The 14,121-nt window shown below is 60.7% G+C and carries 14 protein-coding genes; 7 read left to right on the plus strand and 7 right to left on the minus strand.

Translation table 11 applies throughout. The annotated features are described in order from the left end of the window. Positions 1–10: 10 nt before the first annotated feature. From BLU84_RS07855 to BLU84_RS07875, 5 genes are all read right to left on the minus strand, one after another. A complete protein-coding gene (locus BLU84_RS07855) occupies positions 11–814 on the minus strand; it encodes an ion transporter (RefSeq protein WP_083382427.1) in 804 nt (267 codons plus the stop codon). Then, positions 811–3,030, minus strand: a complete 2,220-nt coding sequence (locus BLU84_RS07860) for a DEAD/DEAH box helicase (RefSeq protein WP_074864894.1) — start codon at positions 3,028–3,030, stop codon at positions 811–813. The genes BLU84_RS07855 and BLU84_RS07860 overlap by 4 nt, the downstream gene beginning before the upstream one ends. Before the next feature lie 6 nt (positions 3,031–3,036). Beyond that, positions 3,037–4,335 (minus strand): ATP-binding protein, encoded by a 1,299-nt coding sequence (locus BLU84_RS07865; protein WP_074864898.1) that lies wholly within the window; start codon positions 4,333–4,335, stop codon positions 3,037–3,039. Continuing rightward, positions 4,332–6,605: a tellurite resistance TerB family protein gene (locus tag BLU84_RS07870; RefSeq protein WP_083382494.1), complete on the minus strand. Its 2,274-nt coding sequence runs from the start codon at positions 6,603–6,605 to the stop codon at positions 4,332–4,334. Before BLU84_RS07870 ends, BLU84_RS07865 begins: the two co-directional genes overlap by 4 nt. Positions 6,606–6,987: 382 nt before the next feature. Beyond that, positions 6,988–7,335 (minus strand): helix-turn-helix domain-containing protein, encoded by a 348-nt coding sequence (locus BLU84_RS07875; RefSeq protein ID WP_074864904.1) that lies wholly within the window; start codon positions 7,333–7,335, stop codon positions 6,988–6,990. A 106-nt stretch (positions 7,336–7,441) separates the two neighbouring features. Here BLU84_RS07875 and BLU84_RS07880 point away from each other — a divergent pair, with 106 nt between their 5' ends. Continuing rightward, a complete protein-coding gene (locus tag BLU84_RS07880; RefSeq protein ID WP_074864907.1) occupies positions 7,442–7,921 on the plus strand; it encodes a hypothetical protein in 480 nt (159 codons plus the stop codon). 149 nt (positions 7,922–8,070) lie between these two features. Further along, the gene (locus BLU84_RS07885; protein WP_074864909.1) at positions 8,071–8,589 is read left to right on the plus strand and encodes a hypothetical protein; all 519 of its coding nucleotides are present in this window, start codon (positions 8,071–8,073) and stop codon (positions 8,587–8,589) included. Between the two features lie 75 nt (positions 8,590–8,664). Here BLU84_RS07885 and BLU84_RS07890 read toward each other — a convergent pair whose 3' ends face one another. Both BLU84_RS07890 and BLU84_RS27925 read right to left on the minus strand, forming a co-directional pair. Continuing rightward, positions 8,665–9,141, minus strand: coding sequence for a hypothetical protein (locus BLU84_RS07890; protein WP_074866436.1), 477 nt, complete (start codon positions 9,139–9,141; stop codon positions 8,665–8,667). A 14-nt stretch (positions 9,142–9,155) separates the two neighbouring features. Next, positions 9,156–9,530, minus strand: a complete 375-nt coding sequence (locus BLU84_RS27925; RefSeq protein WP_074864912.1) for an HNH endonuclease — start codon at positions 9,528–9,530, stop codon at positions 9,156–9,158. 544 nt (positions 9,531–10,074) lie between these two features. Here BLU84_RS27925 and BLU84_RS07900 point away from each other — a divergent pair. From BLU84_RS07900 to BLU84_RS07915, 5 genes are all read left to right on the plus strand, one after another. Then, on the plus strand, positions 10,075–10,734 hold the full coding sequence (locus tag BLU84_RS07900) for a hypothetical protein (protein WP_074864914.1): 660 nt from the start codon (positions 10,075–10,077) through the stop codon (positions 10,732–10,734). 185 nt (positions 10,735–10,919) lie between these two features. Further along, entirely contained in the window at positions 10,920–11,837 is a 918-nt protein-coding gene (locus BLU84_RS07905; protein WP_074864917.1) for a hypothetical protein, read from the plus strand. Beyond that, positions 11,834–12,592, plus strand: a complete 759-nt coding sequence (locus BLU84_RS07910; protein ID WP_083382428.1) for an AbiU2 domain-containing protein — start codon at positions 11,834–11,836, stop codon at positions 12,590–12,592. The genes BLU84_RS07905 and BLU84_RS07910 overlap by 4 nt, the downstream gene beginning before the upstream one ends. Before the next feature lie 88 nt (positions 12,593–12,680). Continuing rightward, positions 12,681–13,406 carry a hypothetical protein gene (locus BLU84_RS26245; RefSeq protein WP_139174810.1) on the plus strand — a complete coding sequence of 242 codons (726 nt, stop codon included), beginning with the start codon at positions 12,681–12,683 and terminating at the stop codon, positions 13,404–13,406. Between the two features lie 113 nt (positions 13,407–13,519). Further along, on the plus strand, positions 13,520–14,005 hold the full coding sequence (locus BLU84_RS07915) for an H-NS family nucleoid-associated regulatory protein (RefSeq protein WP_074864920.1): 486 nt from the start codon (positions 13,520–13,522) through the stop codon (positions 14,003–14,005). The last annotated feature ends 116 nt before the right edge of the window (positions 14,006–14,121 follow it).

The raw sequence follows: 14,121 nt of genomic DNA on the forward strand, positions 1-14,121 counted from the left end.
CAGCACCGCGTTAGAACTGCGTATCTCCCTTCGCCGCCTCACAGCGCACCCGCTCCTGGTCTTTGACGTTCTTAAATGCCTGAGAGAAAGCAGCCGCCAAGATGCCCGTGGGCATTGCGATCAAGCCGATACCCGCGATGGCCGTCAGCGCTGCAAACACGCGCCCCAGGACCGTCTGTGGAACGGCGTCCCCATAGCCCACCGTAGTCAGGGTCGTCACTGACCACCAGATCGCCCGCGGAATAGAGCCGAAGGCTTCAGGATTGGTGTCGGCTTCCACGGAGTAGAGAACGCCCGCCGATAGCAGGATGACGCCCGCGGAGAGCGCCATGGAAAAGGTCAACTCGTAGCGGCGCTCCAGCACTGCTCCAAGCACGATGCGCATTGCCTGTGAGTATCGGATCAATCGGGACAGTGCCAGCAACCGGAACAAGCGCAGCAACCGAACCAGTAAGGATTGGGCGCCCCATCCAAACAGGAAGGGGATGATCGCCAGAAGGTCGATCAGCGCGTAGAAGCTCAGTGCGTATCTGATCCGGCCGGAGATCCCTTGGTAGATGGGATTGGCCCCTATCGACCACAGCCGCATGAGGTATTCGAAGGAGAAGGCGATGACGAAGCCGGTCTCCAAGGTGCGCAACACGGGCCCAAACGCAGCGATCACCACGGGTTCAGTGCCCACCACGGCAACCGTCACGGACGTCAGGATGAGAACCACACTGACCAACTGAGTGGGGGTGAGCCCACTGGCGTCGCCACGCCCAAACAGAGCGACGTAGACCTGGCGCTGTAATCGCTCGTGCAGCGTGCTCATGGCGATGAGGGGGCCTCAACAAGGGGCTGGACGCCGAATTTGGCGCGGATCCAGGTCATCGCCTCGTCTAGATCGATGTTGGAGCGCGCGTAAGTCTCCCGGAGCAACCGGGGCGAAAGCAGCTCGTCCCACTTCTGACGGGCCAGATTGCTGGCCTTGGCCAGCAGGTCATCGGCAGCAGGGATCGGCTCCGACCCGATGTCGGCCAGTAGATCGGCGATGTCGTTCAGGCTGCGATCAGAGCGCTGCACCTCCACCCCCAAGCTCGCGGCATAGGCCGTGGCGCCACGAGCTGTCAGCAAGCAGGCAATCGCCTCGTTGGCCGCGTCGCCGAGCCAGGTGAGCACCAAGGCGTCGCTCCCTTGGTCGAGCAGGAGCCTGTCTGCCAGTGCCAAGCCGTTGAACGCAGCCCGTCCCTCATCGAGAAAGCGCTGCGCCTGCGTGTCCAAATAACCGGGCGCATCATCGCCAAGGTAGAGTTCGCGCATGCGTTGGCGCACACGCGTATGGACCCGTCCCACGCCGCCACTGAAGAGCGGCGGTGCGCCGCCTTTGGTAGGCATCACATAGATGGTCTTGTGGGCTTCATCGATGTCCTGCACCTCCCAGGTCCGACCGCCGAACAGGATGCGCTGGCCGGGCGAGACCATCTGAACGATCGGCAGGGTTCCCAGCGCCTTGTCCCCTGAAACAATGCGGAACTCCTCATCGCTGGCAAAGGCGGCGTAGAACGAGTAGTGGTTGACGATCCGGTCCCCCACGCGTCCATGAAGCAACAGTCCGGAATGGTCCTGGGTCAGGATTTCCTTCTGCCCCAAGGTTCTGAGCAGTTCGGCGAAGCTTTCCTTGGAAATACCATCGAACGGAGCGTTCGGTGAGCAGAGCAGGGCGAAGGCCTGCCCGGCGCTGAGGCCGCCGTATTGGGCGATGGCTGACAGCAACTGCTGGACCAGGGTGGAGTAGTGCGCGCCCCGCACGGCCGGCGGTTCGAACCAGTGCTCGATGAGCAGGGACACCACGGCCGCTGTCTGCACGGTATCCGTCCGCAGCCGCGTCTGAAGGCCGGACGCCTCGTCCAAGGTGTCTTCGATCACATAGCCGCGCAGGATGGCCGGCTCGCCTTCGCGCCGGCCGGACCGTCCCAGGCGTTGCCGTAGGCTGGCCACCGAGGGCGGCACGCCGATCTGGACGACGCTCTTGACCGCGCCGATGTCGATGCCCAGTTCCAGGGTGCTGGTGCACACGGCTGAAGCCGGGCGCTCGCGTTGCTTCAGGGCGGTTTCGGTGTCGTAGCGGATTTCCTTGGACAGGTTGCCGTGATGTGGCCAGAACTCCGAGGGCACCCGAGCTTGATCACACAGCTCGTTCAGAAGGTGGGTGTAGCGCTCGACTTCCTGACGCCGATTGGGAAAGACCAGATTGTTCGATCCCCGCAAAACCTTAAACAAGTGCTGGGCAATGGCCTTCGAGGCTGGGAGGGTGTTCGGATCGACCTCCACTCCTGCCGCCCGCAATTCGGGCGGTTCCTCATAGCCCTTGACCTTGATCAGCAACTGCGAAGCGGCGGATCCCGTGTCGACGATGGCGGCGGATCGACCCGGTCGAAGGAACTGAGCGGCCAGGCCCATGTCGCCCAAGGTCGCCGACAGACCGATGCGTGGCACTGGGCGGCCCAACGCAACCTCGATGCGATGCAGTAGCGATTGGAGCTGCTTCCCACGTTCGGAGCCGATGAAGGCATGGAGCTCATCGACGATCACGAAGGTGGTGTTTTGGAAGAGGCCCGTAACACCGGTGCCGCGGTTGCATAAGGTGGCCTCCAATGACTCCGGCGTAATCAGCAGCACGCCTTTGGGTTTGGCCAGGAACTTACGCTTGCTGGTCGCGGTGATATCCCCATGCCAGGGCCAGACCGGGACATCGAGGTTCTCGCACAATCGATCCAGGCGGCCGAACTGATCGTTGATCAGGGCTTTGAGTGGGCTGATGTAGACGATCAGGCCGGCCTGGGGCTGCTGGAGCAGATGGGTGAGCGCCGGGAGGAACGCAGCCTCGGTCTTTCCGGAGGCCGTGCTGGCCGCGACGATGACATCCTGGCTCGCCGGCAGGATAAGCGGGATCGCCTGTTCCTGGACGTCGCGTAGCGCGCCCCATCCTTCGGACCACAAGTAGTGTTGGATCCGGGCATCCAGCTGCAGGAACGCTTGGGAGGCCATCGCCGTTCAGAGCTTGAACGATGCCAATTCGTCGTCTGCATCGACGGGCAGATCGCTGTCGCCCCCGTGATCGGCCTCGACCGTGACCTCGCCGATCAGGCTCTGCCAGTCCGTGCCTGGGTTCTGCTCCAGCACGGCGAGCAGGTTGATGAACGAGGTGATCGTGGTGCGAGGCGTGCGGAAGAAGCTGTCGCCTATGCGATTGGCGCAGTGCTCCATGAAGGTGGCGATGGCGGGGTCGGGGAGCAGATAACGCGCGCTGTCGCCGGCGGCATAGACATGACGGATCTTGCCCAGGAGCAGGTAGAAGTCCTCCAGGGTCAGGCTCGACAAGCGCAGGACCGGTCCCGTGTAGTCGACCAACTCGCCGGTAGCGAAGGCGTTCTGGGCTAGGCGGCTTTGCAGTGCGGAATAGCTGTAAACGCCGCGGCGCGGATCCATCAAGAACTCGGGAGTGCCGCCCAGGACGAAGCCCAGGCCCACCGCGGTGCCTTGCAGGGAATCGTTGAGCATGCGCAGGATCTGCTCGTAGTTTGAGCTGCGCGCTTGTGCATTGGAGAGCTTGTAGATATTGACCAGCTCGTCCAGACATACGAACAGCCCGGAGTAGCCAGCCAGGCGCACAAAGCGAGCTACCAGCTTGAGCTGATCGTAGACGGAGGCGTCATCGACAATCGTCCTCACGCCTAACGCCGCGCGGGCGTCGGTCCGGGTCGAGAACTCACCGCGCAGCCAGCGGATGGCATCGGACTTCAGTTGCTCGTTGCCTTCCTCCGCACCCCGGCAGTAAGCGGCGATGACATCGGCGAAGTCGTAGCCGTTGACGAGTTCGGAGAGCTGTTCGAGCTTCGAGCGGATGACCTGTTCGGTCGTGCGGCTTTGCGCCTTGGCTTCGGACTTGGCCGTCGCGATGAACTTCTCCACCACCCCGGCCAACGCGCCGCCCTCGGGCTTGGTGCGAGTGGACAGGTTGCGCATGAGCTCGGCATACAGCGAGCGGGCTTGGCCTCCGGAAGCGTGGAGCCGCCGATCCGGATTGAGGTCCGCGCCGGCCACCACCAGCTTGCGCTCCATCGCGATCGCGCGGATGAGGTTCAGGAAGAACGTCTTGCCGGCGCCATACTCGCCAATGACGAAACGAAACGACGAGCCGCCATCGGCGACACGGTCGATGTCGGCGACCAATGCTTCGATTTCACGGCCACGTGCGACCTGGATTAGGTGTTGACCGGCTCGGGGAACCACGCCGGCGCGCAGGGATTGGATGACGGTGTCGCGGTCCTTGGGACGAATAGGCGTGGTCATGCTTCAATTTTCTCAAGTAGTCCGGTGTTCACCGAAACGGGGTCGTCGCCTTCACACAGCGGCTCGTCAAAGGCATCGAAAGCCGCTTCATTGATCTGCTCCAAGGCGCCATCAAGCATCAGATCCAGGTCCGCTGCCGCATCTGCCAACTCAGCCCGCGTCCATTCCGGGCGCGATAGCAGCAGGCGTAGTAATGCCGCGTGGCTTTCATCCAGGCCGAGCAGAGCGGGGGCCTCTGGTGCCGGTTCCGGATCAGCAACTACAGGTGGCGGAGCGGCCACAGCTTCTTCAACGAAGATCTTCGAGAGCAACTCAGAGACGCGGGCGGTATCTTCTTGCAGGGCGGCGATGCGGGCGGTATCCAGTCGGAAGCCCTGCTTCTCGACCTGCGCGGTGGATACCGGCGCGCCGCCGGCGCCGACTGCATGGACATCGCTGAAGACCCGCTTGGGCTCGACCCCTAGCGCCTTGTAAACCTTCTCCAGGAACTTGACCTCCTCCGGAGAAACGAAGCCGTCGGATTGGGCCAATGCGACCATGGACGCGGCAAGGGCTTCTCGCGCCGAAACCGGAAGGGGTTCCAGCTTCTTTTTCATACCCGCCAAGGTAGGAGGAGAGCCGGTCAGCCATTGCAGGTGTGCCTGCAGTCGTCGCCTCTCTGCCGGAGTCAGATGCGACCAAGCGTCGATCTCGGTGCGCAGGTGAGCGATTTCCCGCTCGTTGAAGTCGCCATCGGCCTGGGCCATGGCCGAGGCCAGCTGTAGCGTGAGTGCGGCTGTCTGATAGTGCGCGGCCGTTCCTACTAGGGCATCCGTCATGGGCTGGGCGAAAAGGACTACCGTGTCTGTTTCCCCTGGTGCGCGGGCACCTGCCAGCACATGCGGCTCGAAGCCGATTTCAGCGCCCTCCAGTGCTCGCGCCAGTGCTCGCACGCGATCACGGTTGATCGGGCCTTTCCCAGCCCCCAGCGTGTCCAGCAGCTTTCGCAGGGACAGCGACAAGCGGCCTTCGCGCATTTGGTCGGTGAGACCTCGCAGGCGCGCCTGAGTGGCGGCCGGCCATAGGCTGGCGGGCAGCAGCAACAGTCCATCAAGGCCACCGGCTGCGTCAGGGTCTTTGCCGACGAGCCGGCTGTAAGCCCCGAGTTCATCGGTGCACTGGTTGGCGATTTCGGCCAACTTCTTGATGGGGGCGGTGAGGGCAGTGACATCCGGCGTGTCGCCGAAGGTCATCGAGATGTCAGCCCCGCGCATGCCGGATGAGGCGGCCTGGTAGGTGAACTTCAGTTTGGTTCGGTTCTTGGGCAGGACGAGCCCCGCGCCCATGACTTCTCGATAGCGCTGGACGAAGAGGCGCTCGAACTCGGCGGGACAGCGGGTCGCGGCTGTTCGCAGATGGGTCTCTGGGCTCAACCGCAGCCACGCCAGAGCCAAATGGGCCGGCAGCGGAGCGCGCGCCAGTGAGGCTTGGCCAAGGGCCAGACGCACATAGAGAGGAAGCTCGTAGGTCCGCGGAAAGTCGGGGATAGGCTGGTCGTAGAGCTGGCCGGAGGAGGCTTGGCCGAGTTCGATCCAGCTCAGTAGCTCGCCGGCATAGCGTTTGAACGAATTCGACTTGTCTCCGTAGATCGCAAGCAGCCGTCGAAGCTCACTGGTAATCGCCGGCCAATCGGCCTTGGCGGCGGGATCGTTCGCATCGACGATAATCCGTCGTTCCAGGCCATAGAAGAACAAGAACACATAACCGATATCGCAGTCGGGATGAGAGCGCCCTTCCGACAGCCAGGACAAATAGGCCCGCCGCTCGTTGGGGGATGCCTCGGCATAACTGGGCCAGTAGCCCATCTGACGCTGGCGGTAATCGCCCGACTTGGCCACTGCGAGGTGGCTGTTGATGAGGCAAGGATCGACTGCGCCGGTGGGCGCTTTCAATCGCGAACCCACATAGATCATGCCTCCGACCAGGTCCACGTCGGCTACCCGCACATGCTCGCCGCGGGGAACCCAGCGGCCCTCCCCGAACCCCAAGGGAAGCTCAGGTAAGGGATGGGACGAGGGGCGCGTCGGTGGGCTGGCGGGAACGGCGTAGAACTCTTCGACTTCCTGCGAGCGAGCCCGCGGCGAGGGCGTGGATGAGGCCGTCGGTGAGGCCGTCGGGCTTGGCCTGGCGGATTGAGACGGTATCGCAGGTGCGGCCGGCGTCCGTGCAGGAGCAGGGGGCGAGTGCTTCGCGGTAAGTTCGGCCAGCGTCGGCTCGTGCCGCTCAGGCATCTGGGGGGAGGAGGGCTTAGCCGTGTTGGCCTGGGTAACCAGAAACCGGATAACTAAGTAGCTAATCCAGCCCAGCAGGCCGAGGACGCCTAGTCCGATCCAGACCTCTTTGGGCACCGCCAGGACTAGCGCCAGTGCGCCAAGGAAAAGCCACAGACCGGCCCCGCCACGAGACGAACGCTTTGCCACTGCCACTGCTCCTTGGCCATTTTGCGGCCCAGCGCCCCCCTAGGCGCCCGCTCCGAGCGAGCATACGCCAAGCCATACGGTGGCGCTGAGCGAGCTATCTCAGCCAGGTGAACCGGGGGCAGCGGGATTGGAGCGTAAATGGCGCCGTCAGGCGCCACGGCGAGAGAGACATACGCCAGCGCGGGCCTAGGTCTCAGTCGGCCTGAGAGGCAGTGCCCGATGCAAACGACTTGAGCAGCTCCAATGCCTTGGTTTGCTTCTTCGCGGGGAGCGAGGCAATGACAAGGATGGCCTCAGCGAGCACATCCGATGCGGCGAAGAAGTAGGCCTCGGGAAGGTCTAGAGCCTTGGCCAGTTCGCGGACGACTTCCAGGCTGGGCTCGGACAGGCCGCGCTCATAGCGGCTCAGTCTAGGAGCCGCGGTATTAGGCTCACCCATGCCCAGCAGCTCCCCGAGATAGGCGAGGGTCCATTCCTTGGCGAGCCGGGCCTTGCGTAGGCGCTTGCCGATGGTGGTGGAAGCAGGAAGAGGGGCGGGCATTCGTCGGCAACGTCATCTGAACCTCCGAAGTTTGCCCCTTTCATCCTAGCAACGCATTTGCATATAGTGCAAATGCGCTTTGTGGCGCTTCCTGGAAGGGGTTCCCATGGATCTGCGACGGTTGACCTTGCTTGTAGGGCTGCTGACCTGTGCTTCCAGCGCCGAGGCGGCGCAGAGCCTGTCGTGCCGTGTTCAGGCGGGCCAGGTAATTGGCACAGCCAAGGTGCCGAGGATCACCCAGTTCGTCTGGAGCGCCGCCCACGGCACCGATGAAGCCACGGGGCCGATCCGGACCAGTCTGGGTCAGGTCGACCAGGGAACCGGCCCCGCCCCCTCGACGGTTCTGACGCTCGGCGGCAAGCGGCTGGCGCTGCCGGCGTCGCTCTCGGGCTCCGTCCGGTTTGGCCATGTCATCGACTACGGCGGCAAGGTGGCGCTGGCTTACCTGGTCGAGCGGGCCGAGGACAGCTCCGCGAGCCCCAGCCAAGCCGTTGTTTTGCTGGGTCCCGGAGGCGTCGTGCTTGAAGCGGATGTGCTGCCTGGGACCGCCGCAACCCCCGGGGAGCACTGCGTAGTCGTCCAGTAACCCGTCGGCATTGCGGTGCCGCCGACGGCTCTGCACATCCATCAGTCGTCTTTCGATCGCGCAAGCCAGGGCGCGACACGCCGCCTCAGCCGGCGTCATCGGCCAAGAAACCACTGCTCCCATAGACCATCTCTCTAAGGACAGATTTCATGTTCACTTTGCTCAAGCTGATCCGGCTGGCGATCACGGCCGTTTGCGCGCTTCTTCTCTTCATTAGTTTTCGCGAAGACGACATCATCGGCTTGATCATGGGTGTTGCGATGGCAGGCTTCGTTCTGGCGGTTGTGTGGCTGGTCCCTCTGCTCTTCCGTCATCACCCGCCCAAACTGCCCGGTCAATTTGCCGGCGGCTTCACCCCTACTGCTGCGCACGACAACATCGCGATCGATGCGAATATGGAGTTGCTGTGGATCCGCGACCCGGTGCGCGGCGAACGCTACTTCCACCGCTCTGACATCCTTGCGGCCAGGACGAATTACGACTGGCGCAATGGCACCTTCCGGCAGCGCATCGAGTTGCAAGTCAACGATGCCGCCTACCCGCAGTATTCGGTGCTGTTCCAGAGGCATTCGGACACTTGGATCAAGACCAGCAAGCGCAATGGTCAGGAGCGCGATGAATGGTTTGACCGGATCAGGGCCTGGACCGGGCTGGTCACTGTGAGGTAAGTCCGCATCAGTCTTATTGATGAAGTCTTACAGCAGATGGACTAGCTGCAGAGCGGTCGACTGGAACTGGACGATTCATGGGCGGATCGTATTGTCGTCCAGCAGCCTCAGCAGTAGATGAGCAATCTCCGCAGCAGCTACCGCCCATTCGTCATCATCGCCGTGGTAGGGCTCTTCCAGCGGATCCTCCTTCCCACCATGGAAGAGGTTATTCCTCACCCGGCGCATAGCCTCGACCAGGGCGCGCGCATCCGACACATGTAGGTCCAACTCTTCAAAGTGAGTTGTGTTCCGGCCGTGAACGACTGTGACCATCTGAATCTTGGGGCGGTTGCGCCCCCCGCCGAGCAGCTTATCCTTCGTCGGCGCTGTCACAAGATCAAAGAAATCTTGTGCGGACAATCGCTCTATCGCTTCGTCAAGCGCGCGCCAGTTTGCCTCCGCCCTTCGGCGGGGACCAATACCGGTGAAACCCGGAATGCTCTTAAGCGTGAACTCCACTAGTCCGAAGGCGCGGAGGAGGTTGATGGCATTGGCGTCGGAGACTGGCATATGCGGGTCCTCGCTCACTTCTCCTGTAATAGGCAGGAGGATGTTATGGCGCGCAGCCGCCGCACCACCGATGGATGCCACTTGCCTCTCGCCATACGCTTTTGAACGAGCGCTCGATAGGCATCGGGCGAAGGCGGGCATTTGTGCTTGTGTCTACGGCTGTTACAGATCCAGCAAGCGGCGGCTATGTTCCCCCTTACGGCTCTCCCGCCGTCCTGCTGGGCGATCAAGTGTTCGGCGGTGCAACGTAGCGACGCGGCCTTCCGTGGGCTAAGACACAACGGCGTTAGCTCATCAGGGGAGCGTTCCCACATGGGAAGGTCGCAGTAGTAACAGAGGCCTTGCTGAGCGCGGAAAGCCTGGGTTCTGAGATGTTGAATATTGGGCATAGCAAGTCCATTGGTTAGGTCAGGGAAATTCCCGCGGTCTCTGTAAAGAACGCGCGGGCACCTGGCGCCTATGGGCTATGCAGGCACAACACCGGGGCTGTAGCCGAGCCGGCAGAAGAGTTATCTCGCCGCTGTAAGGGAGTGTCAAGGGAGGCGACTTGGTCCTGGGTCGAAGTGGACGGCTACTCTCTGGCTTGACGATGCGCATGATGGACATCCCGGGGCAGGGAACGACTGCGCCGGAGACCCGAAGACATCGCTCAATCGGCGGTCAATCAGCGGCCTTAGACCTCAGAACGCCCGCAGGGTCTTGGTCCCAGGCAAACGTCAACTGGCCGCCCGGGCGAGTTGGGATTGGCCGCCGAATCTCTTGAAAACGGTTGTTGATAGGCGTAGGGTCACGAGAAGGCGCCAGCCTGGGTCGTGAGTGGCCCAAAACCGGCAAGCAGCAACCCAGCAGACCCAGCCCCTTTATCTTCGGATGATCCGGGATGCGTCGCGAGCAATCACTCACCGCGGCGTATCTAAAGTCGGAATCCGAACAATGGCTAATCTTTCTACTATTGCCTTCCAGGTGCGGGCTTCACTTGGCACGTCTGGTCTCAAGCTGACACATGCCAATGTGCTTGAGCTGCTTGCTGCGTCTCTCGGCTACGGAACCTATGCCGCGCTAAAGCTCGATAAAAGCATCCGTGCGGACGAAATTTTTACCGTGGAAGACCATGTCGTTCTGCAGTCCGAGCTGCTTTTGAAGCGGTTGCAGAAATTGAGTGTTGATCAGGCCGGTGCTCAAGTGGTGGGCGAAGTGATCTGGAACTTCTTCAATCTGGCCGTGAAGGAGGAAGGTGGCACCTGCCGCTTTCACGCCTCCATGGAAGATTTCGAAGACTTCATCTTCCAAGATGTCCAGGATCGCGCAATGGTCGATGACGATGTGAACGACGCTTACAACGAAACAAACGCCTATATAGATGAGTTCTATACCGACAGCTATGAGTATGAGCCGCTACTGGATGCTGATAACGAGTGGGTGCTGGTAGCGTCCGGGTCGCATACGGGCGATGTCGATCCAGATCGTCCCTACAGCGGTCACACCGGCAGCTTCATCGCTACTTACACGTTCCAAAAATGCGGGCGCGCTGGTTTGATTGAGGATGACCCGGAATTCGGGCTTGATTTTGAGCGTGACTACGATGAAGAGTAGGTCTGCGCGGTCCTAGCAATCGGTTCGCCGGTCAGAGGGCGACAGCAGGCGCTATCGCCCTCTGGCCATGTAGGTTTCCTTTGTGGGGTGCTCTTGGGCTTTTGCATAGACTAAGTTCCGCGGCATCTGATGCGAGTCGATGCCGTGGGCGATAATCACCGGAAACTTGAGCCAAGGAGTGGGGCGTGGAGAAATTTGATTGGTCTAAAGTGGAGTTTGCGCGCACGCCATGGCGGAGCAAGGTCATACCAGATGCTCTTCCAATTCTTATCAAGCGAGCTCAACAAGGCGAGCCGTTGAGCTACAGTGATCTGGCTCAAGAGCTTCACGACACCTACGGTCATGCAATCAAGCCAAGGAAGGACTTATACGGCGCAGTTGCGGGCGGTGTAGCTCAAGCCATTCAGTGGCTTAGCGATCAATGGGGCGAAGCGATCCCGCCACTTCATGTGCTTGTGGTCAACAAGCACACCAAGCATCCCGGGGATGGAGCGTTCACCATTTCGCCCGCCTACTTTAGCGGAAAGGTTTGGAGCACCGAGGGCGAACGGCGAGCGCACCTTCAAGAGGCAATGGAGGATGTCCTAACTTATCCGGATTGGGATCGTGTTGCGCGCGCCCTGGGGGCAACCTTATTGATTCCGTCCGCAGGCGCACGAGGCGAGCAGGGTGCTGACAAGATCATTCCTCTGCCAAGCCTTGATCGGGGCGGTGGCCCGGAGAGCGAAGAGCACAAAGCGCTCAAGAAATGGGTCGCGGCACATCCCGAAGAGTTGGTCGACTTTGGTGTTTTTCCCGTTGGAGGCAATGAGGAACTACTTAGTTCCGGCGATCGCTTGGATGTGCACTTCGATAACGGGATGCAACGCTTGGCCGTAGAGGTAAAAACTAGCAAGTGCAGTGAGAGTGAACTCCAGCGCGGCGTTTATCAGATCGTCAAGTATCGGGCGATCTTGCGCGCTGAGCAAAAGGCCGTCCTGCATGTGCCTAATGGCGAGGCTGTATTGGTTTGCACCCGTGCGCCAAATGCGCAGACACGCCTGCTTATCAAGCGATTGCAGGTGCGATTCCAACAGGTTCCGTTGGAGGCTGAGCAGGGATGACGCAGGAAGAACTGAAAAAGCGCATCGCTCAGGTGGAGGGGTTCATCAGGGCTCTAACCCAACAGTGTCACATGCTGGATGAGCGCCGGCATATCCTGGTCCCGTTGCTTCAGGATGTTCACATACAGCAAGCCCTGAAGAAGAAGTTGGATAGAACAGCAGGGGTGGGTGCCTGGAATCACTTGGCTCCGCTGTTGGGGCAGGATCTGCTCCGCGATCAAGCGCGACTATTCCTCGATGGGGGCACGCGCTCTGGCAGCCTGATCAACTTGTGGCGAAAGATTCAGGTCGATCCAGCGATCAAGAATCATTTCAGGGAGGCTTATGGCCACATGTTGGACAAGCTACACGTTGATGTTGTCGGGGATGGCTCCGATGAGGTTCGCGGACTAGCTTTAGAGAAGTTCAGGAAGAATGACGTGCAAAGAAATTTCGAGAGATTTGACAGTGGCTGGGCTGAAGTAGAAGTCAAAATGGCGGATCTCAGGGGGGATCCGGTCGCAGAAAAGATTAAAACGTTCCGCGACAAGCACCATGCGCACTTCGAGATGAAGGGTTTGGATGAAAAGCCTGAGCCATTTGATGTGGGATCTATCGGCTTGACCTTTGACGAGGTCTTGGGCTTCAGCGACCGTTGCCAAGCGATCGTTGCCGAACTTGGATTACTGCTTACTCAAACGAGTTGGGATCCTAAGGATTTTGGTGCGGCACACGCAAAGCAGGGGCGGGCTATGTGGGCGGCGCTAGCTAGCTGAGGTGTAGAGCATGCGACGAACGGCCCGAGCGATACCTTGGCCTGCGCTGCTCATAGAGTTGGATACTACGGGCGTTTCGCGCGATGACTTGGTCATCCAGGTGGTTTGCGAGCTTGTCGACTGGGCGGACGGTGGCTGGCTGCAAGCAGTGGACAGTTATAGGGGGTTACGGAGCGTTGACCGGTCCAGCACCCCTGAGGCGCTGGCTGTGCATGGGCTCAGTGAGGATGTGCTGCTCGGCAATAAGCTGGAACTGGCCCTCTTGCATAATCTCGTTGAGCGAGCTGCCTGTCTCGTGAGCCGTCACCCGCGCTTCACCGCAAAGAAGCTCCATAGTCTCGTTCCCGCATGCCTAAGTAAACGATGGTATGAGTATCCCGCGCACATCCAGGGCTATCCCGGCGCTGCGTTCCCGGCAACTGAACGGATGAGTGTGATGGCTGGGCGCGCAGAGAGCTTTGACTATGGGCGGCTCCATCCATTGTCGGATCTGCTGAATATCGATGGCGGGCAACGCGTTCTGGTGTTCGATGAAGACGGCCCTCCTGAAGTGTCTGTGCGTTTTGGTCGGAGGAAGGTTCTGGAAGGTTTCGCCGAAGCCTTGCTGAAGTGCGAAGTGGGCACCCGATTTCGTTTGCATGGAAAAGAAGGGTATGACTTCATCACCGGCTACTGTAACGACGGCTCCGCATATCGCGAGCGCGCCTTCAGGCTGGCCACTACACCATCAAACCTCGAATTGGTCAGCGGCCGTCATCTGGACATCTATCTAAAGCAAATTGAAGGAATGACCTATCACCTGGCCTTGAAATAGTGGGTGTCGGAGATGTCGATTGGTTTCGTCTTGGGTGGCGGGGCGTGTTAGCAAGGGATTGGTTTTACGGCGAAGGTGGTATAACCGCAGGGCATGTCAACAAAGGAACGCCTGTGGCTCTTACTACCTTGCAGTCGATCGACGCCGAAATTCGCCAATTGGAAGCCCAAAAGAAGCTGGTCGAAAAACGAGATGCTGAGGTGCCGAAGGCACTGGCAGTGCTGCAGAAGTTCGCCAAGGTCCTCACGCCGGCACAGCGCCGTCAGGTCGGCAAGATCATTGGGGCGGCGATCCAGGACGCTCCCATCGCTACTCGTCGGGCTCGTGGCGCGGGGAAGGTCCGAAAGCTGGGCAAGGTCGCTGCAAAGTATCAGCTGCCCACAGGCGAAACCTGGACCGGCCGAGGTTTGACCCCGAAGGCATTCTCCAGTTGGTTGGGCTCCTCCGAGGGCAAGGCATGGGGCAAAGCCAACCCTGACGGAAAATTTCCGCTCGCCAGCGGCGTATCTGCGAAGGCTGTCAGCAAAAAGGCAGCGAAGAAAGTCGTCAAGAAGCCAGTGAAGAAAGCTTCCAAGAAGCGTGCGGCCAAGAAGGGCTAACGCACTTCGTTCAGGGCGTGGATCGCTTGTCGCTGTGGCACGGCGTGTGCATGACGCATGCGCCTTGCTCCATGTCCAGGGAATTGGGCGCTGACGGTCCGTCAGCGTATCCCCGC

The sequence above is a fragment of the Lysobacter enzymogenes genome, assembly GCF_900106525.1.
Classification (GTDB): Bacteria; Pseudomonadota; Gammaproteobacteria; order Xanthomonadales; family Xanthomonadaceae; genus Lysobacter; species Lysobacter enzymogenes.